Below are 22556 nucleotides of genomic sequence, written 5' to 3' on the forward strand. Positions count from 1 at the left end.
TGGATAACTCGACGGCCTGTGGACAACGCCCGCCTGCCGGCTCGATCTGCTACGCGAGCGGAGGTGCCGAGCAGGGCGGCCCGCTGATCGACTTGGGGTCACGGAAGCCGGGGTGTCCGGCCTGCCTGGACGGGCCGAGTTCCGTGAACCCGAGTGGATCAAAGTTTGGTCGCCGAGCGAGTCGACCGTGGCGGGTCAGGACGCGGAACTGGCCGCCGCGGCCTTGCCGCCGCCGCTCGACCCGCCGGACGAGCCCGACCCCGAGGAGGACGACCCCGACGAGCCCGACCCCGACGAGGACGACCCGGACGACGACGACCCCGACGAGGACGACCCCGACGAGGACGAGCCAGACGACCCGGAGTCCGCACCCGAGGACGATGAATCGGACTTACCGGGCTTGCCGGTCGTGCCGCCGGCCGTCGCCTCAGAGCCGGACGCCCGCGAGTCGGTGCGGTAGAAGCCCGAACCCTTGAAGACGATGCCGACCGAGTTGAAGACCTTGCGCAGCCGCCCCTGACACGCCGGGCACTCGGTCAGCGGCTCGTCAGAGAAGGACTGCACCGCCTCGAGCTGGTGACCGCACGTGGTGCAGGCGTACTGGTACGTGGGCACGTTCTCCTCCGGATCTGGGCTCAGCCAGTTGGCACTCGACGTATTCGAGTGCCAATGGTGCGTCATTCGCCCCGGGTTCGTCCAGCGGACGTGTGAGGCGCGACATCATGCGGCGCACCCGGGTCGGCGTCAAGCGTACGCACCCCGTCGGCGGGGGTGACGACCGCGCGGACACGACGGTCGTGTGGCTCCGCCGGCAGCGCCTCGACCAGCTCGCCGTCGTGCAGGGGCACCACCGTCAGCGTCGTCTCGGGCACCCGGGCCAGTGCCCGGTCGTACGAGCCGCCGCCGCGTCCGAGTCGCCGACCGAGGCGGTCGACCGCGAGGGCCGGTACGAGCACCAGGTCCGCCTCCGCCACGGCGGCCACCCCGAGACGGGCACCTGTCGGCTCCCGGATACCCCGGCCGGCGGCGATCAAGGCCCCGGGGGCGGTATATGCCGCCCAGTCCAGATCCAGGTCCTCGAGGAGGACCGGCAGCAGCAGCTCGGCGTCGGCCGGAAGGGCCGCGCGCAGCACCTCCGGCAGGTCCGCGCCGCCCGGCTCGGAGCCGACCGGCACGTACGCCGTCATCCGGCGGGGGCGCAGCCGGCGTACCAGCGTGACCAGCTCGGCCTGCACGCGCCCGGCGGCGACGGCCCGGGTGGGGCCGCTCAGTGACCGGCGGCGGGCGAGCAGCTCGACGCGGGCGTCCCGCTTCGCCATTCGGGTCACTTCCGCTTCATCAGAAAATTCCGCCACGCAACACTCCTGACGCAACGCCTCTCTCGCGGTTGCACTGTGTCAGCATCGCAAGCAACGGAGGCGGAACTTCCGGGGGGACCGAGTGACGCTACGCGGGCGGTTGACGGCAGCCTTCCTCGTGGTGGTGCTCGGCCCGGTCCTGCTCGGCGCGCTCTTCGTCGCCTCCACCGTCAGCGCCGTCGACCGCAGCCGCTCCACCGAGCGCCTGGCGGTGGCGGCGTCCACCGTGCGGACCTCGGTCGACGCGCTCTGCCAGCAGCTCCGCGCCACCGCCGACGTGCTGGCTCTCAGCGCCGATCCGTCCGTCGCCGCCGCCCAACTGATCGGCCGGGGCCTGGTCGCCGCGGTGCTGATCACCGACGTGAGCGGCGAGACCACCTTTCTGTCGCCCGGGGCGCCGTCGACCCCGTGGCGGGACTGCTCCGGCCCGACCACGGATGCGACAGGTCCGGTCCGCGCGCTGGCCGCCCACGTCGACCTCCGCGACCGCGCCGGCGCGCTGCTGGGCACGGTGACCGCCGCGCACCGTGTCGACCCGGCGTTCGTGGCCCGGCTGGCGGCGGTGACCGGGGTGGCGGTCACCCTGCTCGACAGCGGAGCCGGCGCCGCCCGGGTCACCCACACGACCGAATCCCGCGAGGTACGCGACGCGGTGCTGGCCGCCGCCAGCGCCGTCGACGGTGAGCGGGTGACCGAGACCAGCCAGGGCCGGTACGTGCGCAGGATCGGGCCCACCGACGCGCAGCCGCTGCCGCTCGTGGTGTCCGTGCCCAGCGAGCGCCCGGCGGGGCTGCACGCCACGCTGATCGGGGTGGTCGTGGTGGCCGCGCTGCTCGCCGTGCTGACCGCCTGGCGGCTGGCCCGGATGACCACCCGACCGCTTATCGAGTTGGCTGGCGCGGTCGACCGGGTCGCGCACGGCGACCTGACCGCCCGGGTGCCGGTCCGCAGCCGCGACGAGTTGGGCCGGCTCGCCGCCGCGTTCAACCGGATGACCCGGGAGACCGGCTCCTACGTCGCGGCGTTGACCAGCAACCGCGACCAGCTCCGCGGTCACCTCGCGGTGCTCGGCGACACCCTGGCCAGCACGCACGACCTGCAACGCATCCTGCAGGTGATCCTGCGCAGCGCCATCGGCGCCACCGGCGCGCGTGCCGGCGCCGTGCTGCTGGTGGAGACCGGCGGGATGCTCGTCGCGCAGTGCACCGAGGGGTTGGACGGGCGCTGGCCGGAGGCGGACGGGGACGGGCCGCCGACGCTCCGGGTGCCGGTCGGGGTCGGTGTGGTCGGCGCCGTCGCCGCCACCGGGGAGCCACAGCGGGGAAGGGCGGAGCCGACCGACGCCCCGTCCATCGAGCCACGCTGCCGCACGTACGTCGCGGTCCCGTTCGCCACCCCGGGCTCGGCCGCGACCACCCTCAGCGGATCCTCCGGCCCGGCCGACGAGGCCGGCGTGGCGGCGGCGCTCGGCGTGCTGGCCCTCTACGACCGGCTGGGCGCCGACGAGTTCGACGACGACGACCTGGCCACCCTGCGCACCTTCGCCGGACACGCGGCGGTGGCTGTCGACAACGTCCGGGTGCACGAGGAGGCCCAACGACTCTCCCTCACCGACCCGCTCACCGGGCTGTGGAACTACCGCTACCTGCGCGAGTCGATCCGACGTGAGGTGGAACGGGCCAGCCGCTTCGGGCGGATGCTCAGCGTCCTCGCCCTGGACCTCGACCGGTTCAAGGACGTCAACGACACGTACGGGCACGCCGCGGGGGACACCGTGCTGGCCGAGTTCGCCAGGCGGATGCGCGGTGAGATCCGCGAGGTCGACCTCGCCTTCCGGCAGGGCGGTGAGGAATTCGTGCTGCTGCTGCCGGAGACCGACGCGCGGGGCGCGGCGATCGTGGCCGAGCGGCTCGGCGCGTCGGTCCGCGAGACGCCGATCGCCGTCGAGGCGTACGCCGGGCCGGTGCTGGTGACGGTGTCGGTGGGCATCGCCGTCTACCCGGACAACGGCAGTACCGGCCGGGAGGTGCTGGAGGCCGCCGACGACGCGCTCTACGCGGCCAAGGCGGCCGGCCGCGACACCTACCGGGTCGCCGAGGTACGCCCGGACGTGACCACCCGGGAGATACCGGTGCTCGCGGGTGCCGTCAGCCCACCCGACGGGCTGCCGCGCGCCGGCCAGCCGGTGCCTGTCAACCGGGAGCCGGGCGGGTCCGCCCGCTCGGAGCCGGCGGTGGGCGTACCGGAAGGGTCGCCGGCGCACGCGTGGCCCGTTCCGGCCGACGACCCGGCGGACATCGACGAGGATGCGGCCCGCGCCGGCCCGGATCCCGCGCGGCCGGGGCCGGGTGGCGGCGCGTCTTCTGGGCCACACCCGCCGCGACAGAGCCGTGGCCGATAGTCTCGCGGCATGTCGGAGCACTCAGCGAACCCCTCATCGACGGCCGCCGCGAACGGCCGTCCCCTGGCGGTCAAGGCCGTCATCCCGGCCGCCGGACTGGCCACCCGGTTCCTGCCCGCCACCAAGGCGGTGCCCAAGGAGTTGCTGCCGGTGGTGGACCGGCCGGTTCTGCAGTACATCGTCGAGGAGGCCACCCAGGCCGGCATCGGTGACGTGTTGCTGATCACCGGTCGGGGTAAGACGTCGATGGTGGACCACTTCGACCGTCGCCCCGACCTGGAGACCAGGCTGGAGGAGAAGGGTGACACCGAGCGGCTGGCCGCGGTGCGTCGGCCCAGCGAGCTGGCCGAGATCTACACCGTGCGGCAGCCCGAGCAGCTCGGGCTCGGCCACGCCGTCGGGTACGCCGAGTCGCACGTCGGCGACCAGCCCTTCGCGGTGCTTCTCGGCGACGAGTTCGTCAAGCCCTCGGAGCCGCTGCTGCCGGCGATGCTCGAGTTGCAGGCCCGCACCGGCGGTGTGGTGCTCGCCTTCTTCGAGGTCGACCCGGCCGAGACCAAGCGGTACGGCATCGCCTCCGTCGAGCCCGCCGAGGCGGAGCTGACCGACATCGGTGAGGTCGTCAGGGTGACCGGAATGGTGGAGAAGCCGCAGCCCGAGGATGCCCCGAGCAACCTCGCGGTGCTCGGCCGGTACGTGCTGCCGGGCAAGATCTTCGACGCGATCCGGCGGACCAAGCCGGGCAGTGGCGGCGAGATCCAGCTGACCGACGCGATGGAGTTGCTGCGCACCGAGGGCACTCCGGTGCACGCGATCGTCTACCGGGGCACCCGCTACGACACCGGCATGCCGCTGGGTTACCTCCAGACGGTGGTGCAGATCGCCGCCGAGCGCGAGGACCTGGGCGCCGAGTTCCGGTCCTGGCTGGCCGACTTCGTCAAGGCCGACGCGGCAGGCGGATCTGGTACATGACCGCGACGGCCGACGCCGAGGCGGCCGCGAACGAGTTGACGCCGCTCGCCGACTACCTGGGCAGCGTGCTGCGCAGGTTGCGCGCGCTGCCGCCACTCGACCTCGAGCTCACCCAGGCGCACGGCAACGTCCTCGCCGAGGACGTCGTCGCGCCGCACGCCTTCCCGGCCTTCGACCAGGCGGCCGTGGACGGCTACGCGGCGCGCTGGGAGGACATTTCCGGAGGGGGTCGCGGGCCGAGCTACGTCCCGGCCCCCTCCGGCACACGCGGTGGCCGGACCATCCGGCTCAACGTGGTCGGCGATCTCGGGGCGGCGAGCTGGCGGCCGGTGCGACTCACCCCGGGCTCGTGCTTCTCGGTGGCCGCCGGGGCGCCGCTGCCGGTCGCCGCCGACGTCGTGGTCCCGGTGGAGTGGACCGACCAGGGCATGGCCGCGGTGGAGATCTTCCGCACCCCCAAACGGGGGTACGGGGTCCGGCGCGCCGGTGCGGAACTGCCCGCCGGCACCCTGCTCGCCCGCGCCGGCACGTACGTGTCCCCGGCCCTGGTCGCGGTCTTCGCCGCCACCGGCATCGGGCACGTGGTGGTCCGCCCCAGCCCGCGGGTGGTCATCGTGGCCACCGGTGACGAACTCGTCGACGTGGGTCGGGGCAGTCAGCCCGGGCAGGTCGTCGACGCGAACTCGCACGCGCTGACGGCCGCCGCGGCCGAGGTGGGCGCACTGGCGTACCGGGTGGGGATCTGCGACGACGACCCGGAGGGGCTGCGCGGGTTGCTGGAGGACCAGACCCTGCGCGCCGACCTCATCATCACCACCGGGGGCACCGGCACCGGCCCCGGAGACATGGTGCGCCGGATCCTGTCCCGCCGCGAGGGTGGCCGGGTCGGGCCGGTCACGTTCACCGACGTGGCGCTCTATCCCGGCACCGCGCTCGGGTTCGGCACGGTCGGCGCCGAGGAGGTGCCGGTGGTCTGCCTGCCCGGCGACCCGGGTGCCGCCCTGATCGGGTTCGAGGTGCTGGCCCGTCCCGCCATCCAACTGCTCGCCGGCGCCGAACCGGTGTTCCGCCCCAGCGTGCGAGCGCACCTGCTGGAGACCGTGTCGTCCCCGGCCGGGTTGCGTGAGTTCCGGCCGGCGCACGTCGCCGAGCGGCGCGGGGGCGGGTACACGGTGCAACCACTCAGCGGTGGACCGTTCACCCTCTCCGGGCTGGCCGAGGCGAACGGGCTGCTGGTGCTCGGTGAGCGGGTCACCACCGCCGCGGCCGGCTCTACCGTGGACGTCCTGCTGCTGGACCGCCGCCGGTGACGGTGTCCCGGACGGACGGTTGGCGGGTCCTGACGGATCCACTTGCGCGCGTCACCGCCCCGCGCGGGAGACTGTAGGGGTGAGTCTCTTCGGACCCCCGCGGCCACCGGGCTGGCCGGTGGAGTTGGCGGACGGCCCGGTGTTGCTGCGGCCCTACCGGCGCTCCGACGCGGTGCCGTGGTCGGAGATCCGCCGGGCCAACCGGGCCTGGCTGGCGCCCTGGGAGTCGTCGTTGCCCGGCGGTTGGGACGAGCTGAACTCACCTGCCGCGTTCCGCTGGGTGCTGCGTGACCAGCGGCGCTCGGCCCGGGAGGGTGACGGCATGCCCTTCGCCGTCTGTCTCCGCGAGGGCAGTCGGGACCTGCTGGTCGGGCACATCAACGTGGGCAGCATCGTGCGACGGGCGCTCTGCTCCGGCTATGTCGGCTACTGGGTGGACGCCCGGGTCGCCGGCCAGGGCGTGATTCCGACGGCGCTCGCCCTCGCCGTGGACCACGCGTTCGGCCCCGGCGGGCTACACCGGGTGGAGGTCAACATCCGTCCGGAGAATCGACCGTCGCGGCGGGTGGTGGAGAAGCTGGGATTCCGCGAGGAGTCGTACCACGTGCGCTACATGCACATCGACGGTGCCTGGCGTGACCACATCGGATACGCGATGACGAGTGAGGAGATCGCTGCCGAGGGCGGCCTGCTGGCCCGCTGGCATCGGGTCCGCGCCTCCGCCCGCTGAGAGGCTGTCCCACGCACGGGATCGGCGCGGCGCGACGGCTTCCTGGTCGGTCCACCGTAACCTCAAGTAACTGCAAGTTGCGGCGAGCGCTCTCCGGCCGGACGATCCACGCACCTAGGCGCGATCGGTGGAAGATCCTGCGGTGGGGTGGCGGTTGCTCCGAATTCGGTGACGGGAGGGGTGAGGGTGCCGACCTCGGTGCTCCTCGCCGTCCTCGCCGCCGCCGGCCTGCTCGCCCTGGCCCCGGCGTTGGTTCGCCGGTACGACGCCACCGAGCGGTTGGTGGCGGAGCGGGCGCAGTCGACGGCGCGGGTGCTCCAGCGCCGCCGGCGGCGACGTACTGTCCCCGGGCGGCAGCCGGTTCACCCGCCGCGCTCACTCGTCGTCACCCTGAGCGAGGACGCGGCTACCGGAGCGTTGACCGCGCCGGTCTCCGGGCCGCCGGCGGGCCGCCGCTCCGGTCGACTGCGCGCCGTGCCACCCGCATCGAAGCGATCCCGCCGCCGCCCGTCGTCCCGCCGTCAGCACACCCCGGCCGTGTACCGGCGTCGCCGGGTGCTCGCCGCCCTGCTGCTGCTCAACGTCGTCGAGCTGATCGGCGTGCTGTTCGCCAGCCCCGGATTCTGGATCGGCTTCGCGGTCACCTTCCTGCTCCTGACCATGTACGTCGTCCACCTGCGAGGTCGCGCCCTCGCCGGGCGTCGCCGCCGCCGCGCCCGAGCCCGGGAGGCCGCCTGGTTGGCCGCCCGGCAGGCCGAGGTACGCCGGGAGCAGGCCCGCCGCGCAGCGGCCCGCCGGGAGGCCCAGCGCCGCCTGGCCGCCCAGCGCGAGGGGGTGCGCCGAGCCGCCATGGGCCTGGACCGCCCCGGCGACCTGCCGGCGGCGGTCAACGGTGGCTCGGTCTCGTACCGACGGGCCGGCGGGCTCCGCGGGCGCCCCTACGAGGCCGGCCGAGGCGCCTGACCGCCGGCATCCCGTGCTGGCCGGCGCCTCGTGCTGGCCAGCTGCCCGGCCGGCTGCCCGGCCGGCGGGCGCTTGATCGACTCGATTTCCCGGAAATCGGGGTGTCGGGGCGTCCCGAATGCCCCGGGTTCCTCTAACGCGAGTGGATCTCCGGGCCAGGTCGAGCGCCGCACCGGGGGCGGATTCGCGGTGAGGGCCGGCGACCTGTTAGCCTTGCTGCCGGCCCGCCCGGTGTAAGCCGGGTGGGACCGAAGCCGGTTCGCCGGTGGGGGGCTGTGGCGCAGACTGGTAGCGCACCTCGTTCGCATCGAGGGGGTCAGGGGTTCAAATCCCCTCAGCTCCACCCAGTTCAGGGCCCTGATCAGCGGAAACGCTGGCCAGGGCCCTAATATTTGTCGATGCGATTTGGCCACGCCGGCCCGGCTCGACACGGTGTTGGTCGCCGGCGGCGGGGGTGGGCTGAGAGCCGGGGTCGCGGCGGCGGTCGGGGGTACCGCCCGGGTCGTCGCGGTCGAGCCGCGCACCATCCCGACCCTGCACACCGCCGTCGCCGAGGGCGGCCCGGTCGACGTGCCGGTGTCCGGGACCGCCGCCGACTCGCTGGGCGCCCGGCGGATCGGTGAGATCGGGTACGCGGTGGCCGCCCGGCCCGGGGTGCGTTCCGTCCTGGTCGACGACGAGGAGATCGTCTTCGCCCGGCGGGACCTGTGGCGGCGCTGGCGGATCGCGGTCGAGCCCAGTGCCCCGCCGCGTGGCCGGAGCTGACCGGTGGCGGGTACCGGCCGGCGCCGGGGGAGCGGGTGGCGGTCGTGCTGTGCGGCGCGAACACCGATCCGGCCGACCTGCGATGACCTGACAACAATTCAACATTCTTTCCTTGCGGAGTCGGCCGCCCGAATGCTGGGAACGGCGGACGGATTGGCGGCGCCTACTTGTCCACGCCGGTGTGGAACACTATGTCGGTGATCGATCTGTCGCTATACCAGACATTTCTTGTGGCGGCCGTGATTCTGGTGATCGTGCCGGGGCCCGATATGGCGTTCATCATCACCATGGGCGTCGGCGGCGGTCCGCTGGCCGGATTCGCCGCCGCGCTGGGCGTGGCGACCGGCCTCGCCGTGCACGCGGTGGCGGCCATCCTTGGCTTCGCCGCGATCTTCGCCGTGGCGCCGTTCCTCTACGACGTGATCCGCTGGGCCGGCGCGGCCTATCTGGTCTACCTGGCCGTCAAGACGTACCTCGAACGCAACGAGACGGCGCTGGCCGCGCCGGCCGGCGTGAACCGCTGGGTGGCGTTCCGCAAGGCGGCCGTGGTGAATCTGCTCAACCCGAAGGTGATTCTGTTCAACGCCGCGTTCCTGCCCCAGTTCGTCAACCCGCAACTCGGCAACGTCGCCGGCCAGTTCCTCATCCTCGGCCTGACCCTGGTGGTCATCGACCTCCTGATCGACGGCGTGATCGGCCTCGCCGCCGGGCACGCGGGTCAGTTGCTGCGCCGCAGCCGGCGGATCATCAAGGCGCTCAACGTGGCCACCGCGGGGGTGTTCGTCGGCCTGGCCCTACGGCTGATGCTGGTCCGGGACTGACCCGCGGCGTGGTGTGATTGTCCGCTCACCGGGGACGCCGGCGCGGTGGCCTGGTGAAATTCTTCGTTGTTTCGCATAATCGAGGAGTACGGAGAAGGGCAGGTCATCTCCGTTTGGCATGAGCGACGTTTCCGTCCCAACTCATGGTTGACGGAGTGATCCTAGGGGCGGTTCGGAGGGTTCATCGTAAACGGGCTTGGGGTGGGCTAGTTCGATGTGATGCTCGACCGGCCGATGCGTCGGACCGCTGTACTCGGTGAGGTCGAACCGGCGGTGGTCGTCGGTGGGGTGGACGGTGACGGCGACGGTGCTTCCGTCTTCGAAGCGCAGCGTGAAGACGGGATCTAGCTCGCAGAGGAACGCGAAGCCGTCGCGGTCCTCGTCACTGTCGCTGACCAGGCGCCCGTGGCCGTTCCAGCCGGCGTCGCTGGCGGTGATCACGACGGCCACTTCGGCACTGCCGAGAAGGGTCGAGGTGTTGGCCCACCAGTCCAGCCAGCAGCGGCCCTCGAACTGATCCATGCCGCTACCTCCTGAAGATCGGAAGATGGTCGGTCTGGCGTGGTCGTTTGGGCTCACGACGACCACCGGACACCCGGTGAGGACCGCGTTAGCTGAACCGCTCGGTCGTCACGGGTATCAGACCGTGCTGTCGCAGGACTGTCGTCAGGTCGGACAGGGTCGAACCCACCGCGCCGTCGGCGGCGGCGACCAGCAGGACTGTCACGTCGAGAGCCCAGGCCCGGGTGTGGGCGACCCGCCGTAGCTCCCAGTCGAACCGGTCGCCGCCCTTCTCCAGGTGACCGCTCGCGGCCGATGCGCCCGTGGCGTCAACCGGCGTACGCCAGCTCGCCCGGAGGCTCGTCACCTGGTCCGGACGGAGATCCTTGGCGAAGAGGACCCGGTAGACGCGCCGCTCGTGCCAGCCGGCCGGCGGCTGTGCCGGGCCGAGCCGCAGCGGCGCGGCGGTCGGAATCGGCTGGTGGACGAGGAAGTACGAGCGCAGCTCCGTGTCGTCGGGCAGATGCCCGCCACCGAGCGTGCGGTAGTGACCCTCGGCCTCGACGCGAGAGGTGGGGACCATCCGCGCCGACGTGTCCGGGTCGGTGCGGATGCTCCGGCTGAGTGCGGCGGAACTCCACCAACCGGCGGCCGGCGTCCAGCCCGCGCTGTCCAGGCCCGTGCTGACGTGGTCGTGCTCCCGGGTGAACTCCTCGACGACGAGCCCCGCGACCCCGCTGGGCGGGTCAGGGTCGTCGCGTCGAGGCAGGACCAGGTAGTAGTCCAGCGAGGACGGTGACCGATGCGCCGTGGTGACCGCTGGACGAGGCGCGGTGTGCACGGGGTTGGCAGCCATCTGTGCCATCTTTCGTCGTGCTTCCGTCGTGGGCCCGGCCACCGTAGCGCCTGGCGGCCGGGTCGTGCCGGCCGCCAGGCGGGACGGATCAGGACCGGGTGAGCCTGACGGTCGAGGTGTCGGTCACGAAGACGTACTCGTCGTACGGGATGTCGTAGGCGATGGCCCGGGTGATGGCCTCGGCGAGCCCCTTGCCGAACGGGGTGGTGCCGGTCGGGACGGCCGCGGCCGTCCATTGGGCCTGGCTGCCCGGGGTGCAGGTCACCTGGGTGGAGAAGCTGCCCCGAACCAATACCTTCCGGACGATCTGCGTGACCGTGCCGTCCACGGACACCGAGATGGGCTGACTGCAGGTCACCGTGCCGTGCAGGACGGCGTTGCCGTTCACCCGGTGGGCGATGCCGTCGGTCGCCACGGCGAGAGCGAGTTGCAGCCGCTCAGGCGGTGGCGGGTTGGCGATGTGCACCTCGCCGCGAGCACCCGCCGTCGCGCCGTTGCAGTACTGCTCGAAGGTGGCGTCCAGGGTCTGTACGTAGCCGTTGGAGCCGAACACCGCGTTGTTGATCGTGAAGATGCCGGTCGCGTCGTCGCAGCCCCGCCCGTTGCCGGACAGGTCGAGGCCGGGTCCGGCCCCGTTGTACGGGTATCGGCTCGTTGTCTCGTAGGTGCCCGGCACCAGCGCCGCGCTGCCGGGCGCGTCGAAGGTGAGGGACCACTGGTCGCCGTTGTAACCGCTGATGCTGACCGTCACGCGGCTGTTGTCGAGCGGACTGTCCGCCGTGAGTTGGTCGTTGTCGTCGGTGGAGTACTGGTAGGAGCCCCCGTCGGTGATGTAGTCACCGGGGTCGCCGTCGAAGGAGACCGAACCGGACTCCACGATCTGCGCCTGTGCGGGCGTGGTCAGGGCCAACCCACCCGACACACAAACGATCGACAGGGCGGCTGTGAGTGCCGCCCTACGCCAGGATCCCTGCATCCCCGTTCCTCTCTGAGGAGAGACAGCCGCACGGGCGGTTGCCCGGCGGTTACTGTCAGCTCATTACGGCACGGATTGATGGTCATAATCGGCCGGTGCGACAAGCCGAACAAAGAGGAGCGTCCGCCACCAGTCGCCGCGTACGCCCCGAATCCGGCGGGCGGTGCCCGGATGGCAGCGGCGACGCCGTATCCCCTGGCCGAGGCGTGTCAGGACCATGAAATTCGGTACGCGCTGGCGGGCCGGTCGTTCCCCCAGCTCAACAGTGGGCACCGTAGGTCCGCGTGATTCCGCTGCTGTCATCTCGCCGACACCCCGCAACCGGACGGTCCACCCGCGGGTGACACCAGTAGTAATCGGCGCTCGGGTTCACCCGGGCTTACACGGGGAGTAAAGATGACTCACACCGCTCGACGGACGCTGGCCGGCGTCACCGCCGCCGGCCTGCTGACCGCCTCTCTCGGCGTCGCTGTCTCCGCACCGGCGACCGCCGCGCCCAGGGCTGCCGCCCTCGGCACCTGCAAGATCAGCACGCTGCCGTACCCGACCGACACCTACCGTGCCGATGCGAACGTCATCGACCCGACGGGCCGCTTCGTCGCCGGCTCGGCCCTACGGAAAGAGGGCACCGACAACCAGTACCTGCTGCTGTTCTGGGACCGGAATCGGCTCACCGAGGTCGAGGCGCCGAGCATGGCGACCCCTGCCGACGTCAACGCCGACGGCGTCGTGATCGGCAACGGCTGGGGCAACAGCAGCCAGCCGTGGCGGTACCGCGACGGCCGGGTCGAGCAACTGCCGGTGGTGCCGTCCGGCACGGGCATCTACGTCACCGCCATCAACAAGGCCGGCGACATCGTCGGCCTCGGCAATGACATCGACACCGGGGAGTACTTCGCGGTGCGCTGGCCGGCCGCTCGGCCGGGCACGGTCGAGGTGCTCGACGCCCCGGCCAATGCCCAGCCGCGAGGGATCACCGCCAACGGGACCATCGTCGGTACCGCCGGTGACTTCGGGTACTGGACCAGTTGGGTCCGCCGGCCGAACGGCCGGTACGACGCACTCACGGTCCCCGGCGCGCAGATGTCCTATGTCAGCGAAGCGGCCGGTCACTGGGCGATCGGCCATGTCGACCTGCCGGACAGCATCTGGGTCCCGGTGCGCTGGAACCTCCGGGACGGCTCGTACACGACGCTCGACCCGCAGTCGCCGACGTTGGAGGACGTCAACGCCAAGGGCGTCGTGGTGGGCGCTGACCGCGTCGTGCGCGGCGCGACCTCCCGGGTGCTGCCGGGCGCCAGCGACGGGGTGGGCATCGGAGCGCGCTCCATCTCCGACACGGGCACCATCGTCGGGTTCCGCAACGGGGAGCGAGTCACCCCGGTGCGCTGGACGGGCTGCTGACACCACGGACAACTGACAAGTGGGCGGGCACCCGTACGGGTGCCCGCCCACACTGCACGCGCGGCCGCCCCGCGCCTGGGTTACGAGTTCCGGCCGGTGGTCCCGATCGTGTTGGTCTTGGTGTCGTCGTCCTGGTTGGTGCTCACGACGGCCGCTACGATGCCGCCCGCGCAGCAGAGCAGGGTGAGCACGGCCGTGGTGATCGCGACGACCACGGCGGTTCTCTTGGAGGCGTGTGTCCGTGCCGTCGCCGGTGCGACGAGCGGATAGCCCGGCAGACCGGTCACCGGGAAACCCTGACCGGTGCCGGGGTGCCCAGCGCCGGCCGCCGGATACGCGGCACCCGAGAACGGCGGCTGCGGTGTTGCTGGAACGGGGCGGTCCGGTGGTTCCAGGTTCGACTGCTGACGGTGGTGCGGCCCGACGGTGGGCTGGGGGTGGGTCACCGTACTCCTTGACGCCTCGGTACGTGCGGTTCGCGAACTCCACCGACGCTACCGTGCGGGGCCGATGGCCCTCGGCGGTCAGCGCAGGGGGAGCACCGCGGCGGTGCGGACCAACCCGTCGACGACCACGAAACGGCCGCTGATCGACGCCGGCGGATCGTCGACCCCCGCCTCGTCCAGCCGGGCCGGTGCGATCCGGGCGGTGAACGTGCCCGCGTCGGGATCGATGTCCAGTCGGGCGTCCTGGAAATCCAACCAGCTCCCGACGACCCGATGCGAGACCTTGTAGACCGTCTCCTTGGCACCGATCAGCACGATCGGCCAGAAGGTGCCGCCGGCCAGACCGGCGCGCGGTCGGCGGCGGCCGGCACGGCGATCGGTGGCAGGCCGAGCTCGGTCAGCGCCCGACGGGCGCAGACCCGCCCGGCGGTGAAGTCCCTCCGGCGGTCGGCACGGCCTGGTCGCTGAGGCACGCCTGCTCGGCGGCGAGCAGCTCGCCGACCCGGTCGGCCGGCCCGGCGACGGCCACCGCGACCGTCGGCGGCAACAGGTCACGCATCGCGCTGGCTTACCCGTCGGTAGGAATGGAGTATCGGGTCAAGCGTCAAATTTCCGACTCCCACAACCGGAGAAGGTACCGCAAGGATGTAACACCGGAGGGCCGCGTGCCGCCCTCTCTGATGGCTCCGGGGGGACCACCATCGAACCTTGGCCGGGCACCGCTGCTGGCCAGTCCCGTGGACATTGGAAGGACGTGCGATGACCGATGGTGCCGAACGGGCGGGGGTGCGGGCCGAAGACCACGCCCCGAAGACCCCCTGCTGGAGCTGCGGCTCCTGCGGTGACGAGTGGCCGTGCGCGACCAAACGCAGCCGGTTGTTGGCTGAGTACGGCAGTGATCGGGCAATGCTCAGCGTCTATCTGGGCTCCTGCCTCGCCGCGGCCACGGAGGACCTGCGCACCGCCCCGGTGATGTCGCTTCAGGACCGCTTCATCGGCTGGCTGCCCCGCCGACCTCGACGCGGCTGACCGCTGGTGGCCCCGCCGTCGGGCGGGGCCACCAGCGGGGCCGGACGCCTCAGCGGCGCCGCGGCCGCCGGGTCATCGCGTGCCCGCCTTGGTGTTCGGCACCAGCGGCGCGGCCAGCTCGCCGTCGTCGGCCGAGGCGCCCCGGTCGGCGATGGTGCCGACCAGCAGGTCCACGTCGATCGGCGCGCCCAGGTCAGGCTGGGCAGGTCGGTGCCCGATCGGCCGGAGAAGGCCGTGCCGCCGAGCCGGGGGAAGCCGGCGCCGCCGGGTCAGCCATAGAACACCAGCACCTGGTCGGCCACACAAGCCGGCTTCGCCGAGCCCTCGATTTCCGCCCTGACCTGCACGATCACCCGGGCGCCATCGCCCATCCGGCGGACGCCGATCAGCTTGGCGGTGGCCCGCAGCCGGGATCCGACCGGCACCGGCTCGCGAAACCGGACTCGGTCGAAGCCGACGTTGACCACGTGACTGACCCCGGCCACCTGCACCATCTCGCCGAGGAAGGCGGTGCACAGCGACAGGGTCAGCGCCCCGTGCAGGATCGTGCCACCGTAGGGGCCCTCGTCGCGGGCCCGTACCGGATCGGTGTGGATCCACTGGTGGTCGCCGGTCACCTCGGCGAACTCGTCGACCTGCTTCTGGTCGATCTGGTGCCACTCGGTCGTACCGATCTGCTCGCCGTCGTGGCCGAGCAGATCGTCGATGCTGTCGAAATATCCCATCCCCCGTGCACCTCTCCACAGTAGTTATCCGTGTTCCGCGACCGGGCCGACCGCGGCGGTGGCCTGATCGCGCGCGCCCCGGTCGCGGCGCCGGCGATCAGGAGCGGTCCGCTGCGGCAAGATCGCCGCAGCGGTGACGGAATCGGAGGAATGGCGAGCGGCGCCGACGACGTACCCACGATCAACCCCCCGATGGCTGTCACTGCCGACCATGCTGCCGGGCGAATGTGCCTGGGCGTAGCCCGGTAAGACTTTTTCCGCGATCACAACTGCATTGACGTACATGGATACAAGATGATCTAGTCTGTTTGCTCAGCTAGGCCCAGCCGTCGGGCCGACGCCGGCCGATCGCCGCACCGACCGGGTGGCGTCGGCGAGGCTGTCGCCGGCCCCGACGAGAACGTGGAGAAGATAGTCGTCAACGCTGGCTCCGATCCCGTAACCGGCGATTTCCAACATCACCCAACCGTGCATCATCGCCCAGACCCGGACGGTCAGATCCCAGTGCGGGCCGGCCCGGAACCGGCCCGCCTCGATGCTTCGGCGGACGTGCACGTCGGCGGCGCCGAGGGTGAGCGAATCGAGTTCGAGATCGCGAGGCTTCAGGCCGAAGTGGGCTTGCGCGACGCCGCCCAGCATGACGGCGTACAGATGGGGGTCGGCCAGTGCGCTGTCTCGGTACACCCGGGCGAGGCGGGCCAGATCGGTGACCGGATCGTCGGTCGGGCGGACCGCCGCCAGCCGCTCGGCGAGCCGGTCGAGCCCCATCTGCACGATCGCCTCGACCAGGTCGGGGACACCCCCGAAATGGGTGTAGATGGCCATCGTGGAGGTGCCGACCTCGGCCGCCAGCCGGCGCGCCGAGAGCGCGGCCGGGCCGTCCGAGCTGAGCAGGCGGCACCCGACGGTCAACAGCGCCTCCCGGACCTCGGCGGCGGCCGCCGGTGCGCCCCGCCTGCGGGCCGGCGTCGTCCGGCGGGCCGGCGTCACCGGCCACTCCGGGCGGTTGCCGGCGACCGGCCGGCCCGCAGGTCCACGACGGTGGCGATCTGTGAGGCGATCGACCGGGCCCAGGCCCGGTAGCCGATCTGCGACGGGTGGAAGCCGTCGGAGGCGAAGAAGTCGGCCAGCGGCACGAGCAGGTCATCGGCCGGCAGGCGGTAGACGTCGGGGTCGCGCCGGGCCAGCAACCGCAGGCGCCGGTTGTACCGCTCGGCCAGCAGGCCCAGCGACCGCCGCAGCGGCGCCGGCAGCCCGATGAACTGCCGGACCGGTGGGAGCTGGATGAACAGGATCGGCACCGAGCGGTCGAGCCGGTGGCGGATCCGGTCGATCAGGGCGAGCAAGTCACGCTCCCAGAGCCGCGGCGGGAGCAGCCGGGTCACGTCGTTGACCCCGATGGAAACGATCACCAGGTCGGGGCGCCACTGCGTGCACGGGTCGCTGAGGTGCCGCAGGAAGTAGGTGTCGAGGGTGCGCGCGCGGGCCCCGGTACGCCCCAGTGCCCGCCAGCAGACGCCCCGGCCGGTCAGCCCGGCCACCGCGGTGGCGAGCTGACCGGCCAGGGCGCTGTCCAGGTGGTCGGCTCCGACGCCGGTGACGGCCGAGTCGCCGACGATCACCATCCGGATGACGGGTCCGTCGCCGGGGGCTTCGCCGAGGTGGTCGCCGGCGGCGTCGGGCAGTCGGGGCATCTCCCGCAGGAAACGGGGCAACCACCGGTTCACCGCCATGCCGACCACCTCGTTCGCCGTCCAAATAACACCGTTATGACATAGCCGACCTTAACAGCCGGGGTCGGACCGAGGCAACGGAAGACCCCTCGCCCGGGTCCGGTGCCGCGAACCCGTGCCGGAAGGCGTACACCACGACCTGAGTGCGGTCCCGCAGCCCGAACTTGGTGGCGATGTGGTGGATATGTGAGCGCACCGTGGTCGCCGAGATGGAGAGCCTGCGCGCGATCTCCGGGTTGGCGACGCCGTCGCACAGCAGGGCGATCACTTCGAGCTCCCGGCGGCTCAGGCTGGCGGCCACCGGCCTTCGGCACGGCCCGGGCCGGTCGATCCGGACCCCTTCGAGCAGGTAGCGGGTGAGTGGCGGGGACAGGAACGCCTCGCCGGCGGCGACCGCCCGGATCGCCATCGCGATGTGGCCGACCGGGCCGTCCCGGTGGACCACCGCCCGCACTCCGTGGTGGATCGCCTGCAGGGCGCTCGCGTGCTCGGCGCCGGAGCACAGGGCGACGATGTGCGGCTCGGCGGTGCCGTCGCCCGGGCCGTCCGGCCGGTCGTCGAGCGTGCGTTCCATCAGGTCGATCACGATCACCTCGGGCGCGCGCGGGTGCACAGTGGTCACCACGCTGTCGTCGGCGAGGATGATGTCCGGCTCGTTACGCAGGGCCGCGGCGACGCCGGCGCGGACTATGGACGGGAGTTCTCTCAGCTGGACCTTGATGACTGCGGAGTTCAACATTCCCCCATGAAGAGTCGACGCGTCGTCCGGGAAAGCGGGCCCGCCTTCCCTGAACCCGGCACCGGGAATCAGCCGCGCCACCCGGCCCGGTGGTAGCTGATGTCCGTACCGGCGGTGTCACGCCGGTCGCCGACGGAATTGACGCTACCGGGATCACATCGGACCAGAATGCGTCAGGAATCCCATCTCGGTGCCCAGCATGTCCTGTCGGATCATCGGCGTCAAGCTATATCTCGGCGGCGTTACCTCTTATTAACAAAGCACTCGATAATTACAAATTACGGTGTTATATCCTTTTTTGTCGACATGCCAAGTCAAGGAGCGTTATTCAGAAAGTCTCCAGCCCCAGGTCCGATGGATCTCCAGGCCCGTTACGGTGTGTAGCACTTCCGGGAAGTCTTCCAGGCGTCCGTGCCAGCCGATTGCGGGTGCTGTTGCAGGTGCGTCGAACGTCGGTGAGGTCCCGGCCGCGGGGTTTGCGCCTGCCGGTGAGCGCGGCGGTACCCAGCTAGCCGAGGCGGCGAGCTGCCAGGTCCATTCGGTCGCAGGTGTGTGGCCCACCGCTCGGCGGTGCCTGACCCGGTCAGGGCCTTGCTGTCCTGACGGGCGCCAGGGCACGGGAGCCCGGTGTCGACCAGACGGCCGCCCAGGTCGGCTTCCGCTCGAACGTTGAACTCGCTCGTCGGCCGCTCGCCGGAGCACATTGCGGTCACGCCGGTGCGTTCTCCGGTAGGGGAAGGAATCCGTCGGCCCAGGACCGCCGGGCGTTTCGCCTGTGCGTGCCAGCTCGGCGGTGGCCCGGCCGAGCACCGGTCGCAGCCGCCTGATGACCCGTGAGACGGTGGCCGGCGAACCCAGCAGAGCGAACATCGTGGTCACCAGTTCAGCGACTTGATCAATGCGAAGTCCGTCATGGTCTGACAGCGCGGCGGCTGGCCTTCGATGATCTCCTTGGTCCGCGACCTTGGTGATCCACAGCGAGGCGGGCGCCGTTACTCGTAGTGACACCATGAGGTCAGCCACAGTGGACCGCCGGAGCCTTCTGAATGACGATCAAGGTTTGGGTGCGCCTGCGTTGAGCCGGCCATCGCAGATTTGGACAGAACGCGTACCCCGTTTTCATTGTGTGTGGAAGACGCCGCCCTCCCGGCCCAATTAGCGTGCTCCCCGTCCTCCGGTGCTGCCGGACGAATTCACGGGATATCGGATCCCGCCGAATGCGAGGAGTTGCCTCATGACCGTCGACGGCGCGATCGGAATCGACGAGGAACGCACACAGATGATCCGGGAGATCGTCTCCGAGGTCCTCGAGGTCGAACTCGACGAGATGACCGAGACCAGCCTCTTCAAGGAGGACCACGGCGCCGACTCGCTGCGGGCCATCGAGCTGCTGGCCGCGCTGGAGCGGGCCTTCGACGTGACGATCGACCAGGCCGAGCTGGCGCGGATGGTGAACCTGGCCGGCGTCTACGCGACGCTGCAGTCCAGCGCCGGCTGGAAAGCCTGACAGGACCGGGCATGGGCGACGTCACTGATCCGCGTCATCGGGTGGTCATCACCGGTCTGGGTGTCGTCACCAGCATCGGCGTCGGCGTGCAGGCCTTTCTCGAGGGTCTGCTCGGCGGCCACAGCCGGGTACGTCCCATCTCCGCCTTCGACACCGAGGGCTACGCGTACGCCAATGGTTGCGAGATCGCCGACTTTGATCCGGGGCAATGGATCGAGCGGACCCCGGTCGACGAGCTCGGCCGGGCCACCCAGTTCTCGGTGGCCGCCGCTGGTATGGCGGTCCGTGACGCGCACCTGAGTCTGGACGACATCCGGGGCCGGCGGACCCTGGTCTCCGTGGGCACCACCGACGGCGAGTCCCGCGACCTCGACCAGCTGGTCGGCCAGGAAGTCGAGGGCGGGCCGATGGCGATGGCGCCGGGGGTGGCGAGCCGGATCGGTGCCACCCGGCTGTCCACCGGCATCGCCCAGGAACTCGAACTGACCGATGTGGAAGCCGTGACCATCCCGACCGCCTGCGCCGCGGGCAACTACGCCCTCGGCTACGGATTCGACGCGGTGCGGGCCGGCGACGTCGAGATCGCCCTGTGTGGCGGAGCGGACGCGTTGTGCCGCAAGACCTTCACCGGCTTCTACCGGCTGGGCACCATCGCCCCCGAGGTGTGCCAGCCGTTCGACCGCGACCGCAAGGGGATCCTCACCGGCGAGGGTGCCGGCATCCTGACCCTGGAGAGCCTCACCTCCGCCCGCGCCCGCGGCGCCCGGATCTACGCCGAGGTGCTCGGGTACGGGCTGAACTGCGACGCCTCGCACCCGGTTGCCCCCGACCGGGACAGCATCGCCGAGTGCATGCGACTGGCCCACCGCAACGCGGGCGTCAAGCCGCACGAGATCGACTTCATCTCGGCCCACGGCACCGGTACCAAGGCCAACGACGTGACCGAGTCGGCCGCGATCCGTCAGGTGTTCGGTGCGGACGCGCCCCGCGCCATTTCGATCAAGGCGATGATCGGGCACACGATGGGCGCGGCGAGCGCGCTGTCGGCGGCGGCCTGCGCCCTGGCCCTGACCAACGACTTCATCCCGCCGACCATCAACCACCGCACCAGCGATCCCGATTGTGACCTGGACTGCGTACCCAACGAGGCGGTGCCGGCCCGGCTCAACGTCGTACAGAACAACGGCCTGGCTTTCGGCGGCAACAACGCCGTGCTGATCCTCGGCCGCGCTCCCGAGCAGTCCGCGGAGCTGATGTCGTGAGCTGGGACATCGTCGGCGCCGGGGTGCGCTCCAACATCGGCGCCGACCTGGGCGACTCGTTCGCCGCGCTGTGTGCGGGGCGCACCGCGCTGGCCGGTCTGCGGGCCTTCGATCTCGACCGGTTCCACACCCACCACGCGTACGAGGTGGACGACCGCAAGAAGCCCGGTGTGGACGAGCCGCTGCGGGCCACCCGGTGGCTGGTGCACGCGATCGGGGCGGCCCTGGCCGACGCCGGCCTGGGCGACCAGCCGCTGACCGCGCCGGTGCTGGTCGGCACCACTCTGCGCGAGCTGCGGACCGCCGAGCTGTGGTGGTACGGGGAGGCCGATCTGAGCCCGGACGATCTGCACTTCGGGCCGGCCCTGCGCCGCGCCTTCGGCGCCCGGGAGACCTACACCGTCGCCAACGCCTGTGCCGCCTCGCTGTACGCCCTGGGGATGGGCGCCGACCTGATCGAGCTCGGCCTCACCGACCGGGTCGTGGTGGCCGGCGTCGACGCCATCACCGAGAGCGCGTTCGGGCTGCTGGACCGGGTCCACGCCGAACCGCCGGCGGCGTTGCTTCCGTTCCACCGGGCACGCCGCGGCATGTTGATGGGCGAGGGCGCGGTCGCCGTCGTGTTGCAGCGCGCGGGGCTACCGGCGGCGAAACGGTACGGCCGGGTCCGTTCGGTTGCGCTCAACTGCGACGCCCGGCACCCCACCGCGCCGGACCGGGCCAACATCGCCGGGGTGATGCGCGAGGCGCACACCCGGGCCGCGGTCGAGGCCGGCGACATCGACCTGGTCATGCTGCACGGCAGCGGCACCCCGCTGAACGACGAGGCCGAGGCCGGCGCCGTCCGGGAGGTTTTCGATCCGCCCTGGGCGAACCCGGCGATGACCGCCATCAAATCGGTCACCGGGCACACCGCCGGCGGCTCGGGGCTGCTCAGCATGCTGATGGCGACCGAGTCGATGCGCCGCGGGGTGGTGCCGCCCGTCCTCGGGCTCACCGATCCGACGCCGGCTGCCGCCGGCTTCCACCTCGTCCGGGACCGGCCGTGGCACGGCCCGGTTCGCGTGGCCCAGGTCAACGCCTTCGGTTTCGGCGGCGTCAACGCGGTCTCGGTGATCGAGGCGGTGGCGTCGTGAGCGCCGGGACGGCCACGCTGATCAGCGGTGTCGGGCTGGCCGTGGCCGGTGTCCGGCAACCGGCCGATCTGCTCGCCTTGGCCGGGCCCGCCGCCATCGCTCCACCGGACTGGCTGACCGGGCGCGGTCTGCGGTACAAGGACCGTGCCACCCGGCTGGCGCTGCTCGCCGCCGGGGAGGCGCTGCGCGACGCCGGGCTGGCCGACACCGAGCCGCCGGCTTCCGGCCGGGACCGGACCGCCGTGGTGGTCAGCACCGATCTGGGCAACCTCGACAGCGTCTGCACGGTCGCCGGCACCATCGCCAAGGAGGGCGTGGACGGCACCAGCCCGATGGACCTACCCAACACGTCCAGCAATGTCACCGCGTCGTGGCTGGCCATCCAGCACCACCTGCGCGGGCCGAACATCACGCTGTGCAATGGCATTGCCGGTGGCCTCGACGCGGTGAGCTGGGGCCGGCTACTGATCCGGGCCGGCCGGGCCGAGCGGGTCCTGGTCGTCGGCTGCGAACCCGACAACACGGTGGTCCAGCGGCTGCTGGGCGGGCCGCCCGGCTCCCGGTTCGACGGCGCGGCCGCGCTGGTCCTGGAGGCCGAGGGATCGGCCGCCGCCCGCGGCACGGTGAACCGGGGCGAGGTGGCCGGGTACGCCCGCCGGGCCGATCTCGCCGGCGCGATCGGCGTCGTCTGCCCGCCCGGCACCGATCCGGCCCTGGTGCTGGGCCGGCCCGGCGAGGCCGGGGACGGCCCAGCCGTGATCGATCTCGCGGCCGCGCTCGGCCGTTGTTCCGGCGCGCTCGGCGTGCTGCAGGCGGTCGCCGCGATTGGCTGGTTCGACTCCGGGCGCACCGGTCCGGTGCTGGCCACGGCGGCTGACGCGGACTCGGCCGGTGCCCTGCTGCTGACCGGGCGTAGGTGAGC

24 protein-coding genes, 1 tRNA gene and 3 pseudogenes are annotated in these 22556 nt (G+C 71.8%); 15 read left to right on the forward strand and 13 right to left on the reverse strand.

All coding sequences use genetic code 11. From position 1 onward, the window contains the following. Positions 1-112: 112 nt before the first annotated feature. Positions 113-460, forward strand: coding sequence for a hypothetical protein (locus AB0A90_RS03885; RefSeq protein WP_357242434.1), 348 nt, complete (start codon positions 113-115; stop codon positions 458-460). A gap of 14 nt (positions 461-474) precedes the next feature. Here AB0A90_RS03885 and AB0A90_RS03890 read toward each other — a convergent pair. Together AB0A90_RS03890 and AB0A90_RS03895 are read right to left on the reverse strand one after the other, a co-directional pair. Further along, positions 475-681: pseudogene (locus AB0A90_RS03890) on the reverse strand (FmdB family zinc ribbon protein); the annotation flags it as partial. Further along, positions 678-1355: a 5-formyltetrahydrofolate cyclo-ligase gene (locus AB0A90_RS03895; protein WP_357241207.1), complete on the reverse strand. Its 678-nt coding sequence runs from the start codon at positions 1353-1355 to the stop codon at positions 678-680. The gene AB0A90_RS03895 and the pseudogene AB0A90_RS03890, both read right to left, overlap by 4 nt. 85 nt (positions 1356-1440) lie before the next feature. On the opposite strand from AB0A90_RS03895, the gene AB0A90_RS03900 reads away from it, so the two are divergent. The 8 genes from AB0A90_RS03900 to AB0A90_RS03935 all read left to right on the forward strand — a co-directional run bounded on the left by AB0A90_RS03900 (position 1441) and on the right by AB0A90_RS03935 (position 9320). Further along, a complete protein-coding gene (locus tag AB0A90_RS03900; protein WP_357241211.1) occupies positions 1441-3759 on the forward strand; it encodes a diguanylate cyclase in 2319 nt (772 codons plus the stop codon). Between the two features lie 9 nt (positions 3760-3768). After that, positions 3769-4731 (forward strand): UTP--glucose-1-phosphate uridylyltransferase, encoded by a 963-nt coding sequence (locus AB0A90_RS03905; protein ID WP_357241213.1) that lies wholly within the window; start codon positions 3769-3771, stop codon positions 4729-4731. Further along, a complete protein-coding gene (gene glp, locus AB0A90_RS03910) occupies positions 4728-6041 on the forward strand; it encodes a gephyrin-like molybdotransferase Glp (RefSeq protein WP_357241216.1) in 1314 nt (437 codons plus the stop codon). The genes AB0A90_RS03905 and glp overlap by 4 nt, the downstream gene beginning before the upstream one ends. Positions 6042-6120: 79 nt before the next feature. Further along, positions 6121-6771, forward strand: a complete 651-nt coding sequence (locus tag AB0A90_RS03915) for a GNAT family protein (RefSeq protein WP_357241219.1) — start codon at positions 6121-6123, stop codon at positions 6769-6771. 180 nt (positions 6772-6951) lie between these two features. After that, positions 6952-7734, forward strand: coding sequence for a hypothetical protein (locus AB0A90_RS03920; RefSeq protein ID WP_357241222.1), 783 nt, complete (start codon positions 6952-6954; stop codon positions 7732-7734). Between the two features lie 269 nt (positions 7735-8003). Next, a tRNA-Ala gene (locus AB0A90_RS03925) sits at positions 8004-8077 on the forward strand. A 62-nt stretch (positions 8078-8139) separates the two neighbouring features. Then, positions 8140-8499, forward strand: coding sequence for a pyridoxal-phosphate dependent enzyme (locus tag AB0A90_RS03930; RefSeq protein ID WP_357241224.1), 360 nt, complete (start codon positions 8140-8142; stop codon positions 8497-8499). Positions 8500-8753: 254 nt separating this feature from the next. Further along, complete coding sequence (locus tag AB0A90_RS03935) at positions 8754-9320, forward strand: LysE family translocator (protein WP_357241227.1); 567 nt, start codon at positions 8754-8756, stop codon at positions 9318-9320. A gap of 141 nt (positions 9321-9461) precedes the next feature. On the opposite strand, the gene AB0A90_RS03940 is transcribed toward AB0A90_RS03935, so the two are convergent. The 3 genes from AB0A90_RS03940 to AB0A90_RS03950 form a co-directional block, all read right to left on the reverse strand. Next, entirely contained in the window at positions 9462-9842 is a 381-nt protein-coding gene (locus AB0A90_RS03940; protein WP_357241230.1) for a hypothetical protein, read from the reverse strand. Positions 9843-9930: 88 nt separating this feature from the next. Beyond that, complete coding sequence (locus tag AB0A90_RS03945) at positions 9931-10677, reverse strand: hypothetical protein (protein ID WP_357241233.1); 747 nt, start codon at positions 10675-10677, stop codon at positions 9931-9933. An 88-nt stretch (positions 10678-10765) separates the two neighbouring features. After that, a complete protein-coding gene (locus tag AB0A90_RS03950) occupies positions 10766-11653 on the reverse strand; it encodes a hypothetical protein (protein ID WP_357241235.1) in 888 nt (295 codons plus the stop codon). Between the two features lie 396 nt (positions 11654-12049). On the opposite strand from AB0A90_RS03950, the gene AB0A90_RS03955 reads away from it, so the two are divergent. After that, a complete protein-coding gene (locus AB0A90_RS03955; protein ID WP_357241238.1) occupies positions 12050-13057 on the forward strand; it encodes a hypothetical protein in 1008 nt (335 codons plus the stop codon). A gap of 80 nt (positions 13058-13137) precedes the next feature. Here the strand turns inward: AB0A90_RS03955 and AB0A90_RS03960 are convergent, their stop codons facing one another. Next, a complete protein-coding gene (locus AB0A90_RS03960) occupies positions 13138-13503 on the reverse strand; it encodes a hypothetical protein (RefSeq protein WP_357241241.1) in 366 nt (121 codons plus the stop codon). A gap of 78 nt (positions 13504-13581) precedes the next feature. Beyond that, positions 13582-14062 (reverse strand): annotated as a pseudogene (locus AB0A90_RS03965) (4-phosphopantetheinyl transferase). A 200-nt stretch (positions 14063-14262) separates the two neighbouring features. Between AB0A90_RS03965 and AB0A90_RS03970 the strand changes: the two are divergent. Further along, positions 14263-14532, forward strand: a complete 270-nt coding sequence (locus tag AB0A90_RS03970) for a hypothetical protein (RefSeq protein ID WP_357241244.1) — start codon at positions 14263-14265, stop codon at positions 14530-14532. A gap of 62 nt (positions 14533-14594) precedes the next feature. Here the strand turns inward: AB0A90_RS03970 and AB0A90_RS03975 are convergent. From AB0A90_RS03975 to AB0A90_RS04000, 6 genes and pseudogenes are all read right to left on the reverse strand, one after another. Continuing rightward, a pseudogene (locus AB0A90_RS03975) lies at positions 14595-14739 on the reverse strand (peptidase); the annotation flags it as partial. 62 nt (positions 14740-14801) lie between these two features. Beyond that, positions 14802-15257 (reverse strand): MaoC family dehydratase, encoded by a 456-nt coding sequence (locus AB0A90_RS03980; protein WP_357241247.1) that lies wholly within the window; start codon positions 15255-15257, stop codon positions 14802-14804. A gap of 24 nt (positions 15258-15281) precedes the next feature. Next, positions 15282-15542 carry a hypothetical protein gene (locus AB0A90_RS03985; RefSeq protein WP_357241250.1) on the reverse strand — a complete coding sequence of 87 codons (261 nt, stop codon included), beginning with the start codon at positions 15540-15542 and terminating at the stop codon, positions 15282-15284. 27 nt (positions 15543-15569) lie between these two features. After that, the gene (locus AB0A90_RS03990) at positions 15570-16247 is read right to left on the reverse strand and encodes a TetR-like C-terminal domain-containing protein (protein WP_357241253.1); all 678 of its coding nucleotides are present in this window, start codon (positions 16245-16247) and stop codon (positions 15570-15572) included. Then, entirely contained in the window at positions 16244-16990 is a 747-nt protein-coding gene (locus AB0A90_RS03995; RefSeq protein ID WP_357241256.1) for an SGNH/GDSL hydrolase family protein, read from the reverse strand. The genes AB0A90_RS03990 and AB0A90_RS03995 overlap by 4 nt, the downstream gene beginning before the upstream one ends. A 34-nt stretch (positions 16991-17024) precedes the next feature. Continuing rightward, positions 17025-17729 (reverse strand): response regulator transcription factor, encoded by a 705-nt coding sequence (locus AB0A90_RS04000; protein WP_357241259.1) that lies wholly within the window; start codon positions 17727-17729, stop codon positions 17025-17027. 1234 nt (positions 17730-18963) lie between these two features. Here AB0A90_RS04000 and AB0A90_RS04005 point away from each other — a divergent pair. The 4 genes from AB0A90_RS04005 to AB0A90_RS04020 are packed head-to-tail and all read left to right on the forward strand — an operon-like array spanning position 18964 to position 22554. Beyond that, positions 18964-19236, forward strand: coding sequence for an acyl carrier protein (locus AB0A90_RS04005; RefSeq protein ID WP_357241262.1), 273 nt, complete (start codon positions 18964-18966; stop codon positions 19234-19236). Between the two features lie 11 nt (positions 19237-19247). Next, positions 19248-20498 (forward strand): beta-ketoacyl-[acyl-carrier-protein] synthase family protein, encoded by a 1251-nt coding sequence (locus tag AB0A90_RS04010; RefSeq protein ID WP_357241265.1) that lies wholly within the window; start codon positions 19248-19250, stop codon positions 20496-20498. Next, on the forward strand, positions 20495-21634 hold the full coding sequence (locus AB0A90_RS04015) for a beta-ketoacyl synthase N-terminal-like domain-containing protein (protein WP_357241268.1): 1140 nt from the start codon (positions 20495-20497) through the stop codon (positions 21632-21634). Before AB0A90_RS04010 ends, AB0A90_RS04015 begins: the two co-directional genes overlap by 4 nt. Next, the gene (locus AB0A90_RS04020; protein ID WP_357241271.1) at positions 21631-22554 is read left to right on the forward strand and encodes a beta-ketoacyl synthase N-terminal-like domain-containing protein; all 924 of its coding nucleotides are present in this window, start codon (positions 21631-21633) and stop codon (positions 22552-22554) included. Before AB0A90_RS04015 ends, AB0A90_RS04020 begins: the two co-directional genes overlap by 4 nt. The last annotated feature ends 2 nt before the right edge of the window (positions 22555-22556 follow it).

The sequence above is a fragment of the Micromonospora sp. NPDC049204 genome (assembly GCF_040647935.1).
Lineage (GTDB): Bacteria > Actinomycetota > Actinomycetes > Mycobacteriales > Micromonosporaceae > Micromonospora.

Coding starts and splice junctions, on each gene's coding strand:
- AB0A90_RS03905 (WP_357241213.1), top strand. CDS start 3,769: ATGTCGGAGCACTCAGCGAACCCCTCATCGACGGCCGCCGCGAACGGC.
- glp (WP_357241216.1), top strand. CDS start 4,728: ATGACCGCGACGGCCGACGCCGAGGCGGCCGCGAACGAGTTGACGCCG.
- AB0A90_RS03940 (WP_357241230.1), bottom strand. CDS start 9,842: ATGGATCAGTTCGAGGGCCGCTGCTGGCTGGACTGGTGGGCCAACACC.
- AB0A90_RS03945 (WP_357241233.1), bottom strand. CDS start 10,677: ATGGCTGCCAACCCCGTGCACACCGCGCCTCGTCCAGCGGTCACCACG.
- AB0A90_RS03950 (WP_357241235.1), bottom strand. CDS start 11,653: ATGCAGGGATCCTGGCGTAGGGCGGCACTCACAGCCGCCCTGTCGATC.
- AB0A90_RS03955 (WP_357241238.1), top strand. CDS start 12,050: ATGACTCACACCGCTCGACGGACGCTGGCCGGCGTCACCGCCGCCGGC.
- AB0A90_RS03970 (WP_357241244.1), top strand. CDS start 14,263: ATGACCGATGGTGCCGAACGGGCGGGGGTGCGGGCCGAAGACCACGCC.
- AB0A90_RS03980 (WP_357241247.1), bottom strand. CDS start 15,257: ATGGGATATTTCGACAGCATCGACGATCTGCTCGGCCACGACGGCGAG.
- AB0A90_RS03985 (WP_357241250.1), bottom strand. CDS start 15,542: ATGTACGTCAATGCAGTTGTGATCGCGGAAAAAGTCTTACCGGGCTAC.
- AB0A90_RS03995 (WP_357241256.1), bottom strand. CDS start 16,990: ATGGCGGTGAACCGGTGGTTGCCCCGTTTCCTGCGGGAGATGCCCCGA.
- AB0A90_RS04000 (WP_357241259.1), bottom strand. CDS start 17,729: ATGTTGAACTCCGCAGTCATCAAGGTCCAGCTGAGAGAACTCCCGTCC.
- AB0A90_RS04005 (WP_357241262.1), top strand. CDS start 18,964: ATGACCGTCGACGGCGCGATCGGAATCGACGAGGAACGCACACAGATG.
- AB0A90_RS04010 (WP_357241265.1), top strand. CDS start 19,248: ATGGGCGACGTCACTGATCCGCGTCATCGGGTGGTCATCACCGGTCTG.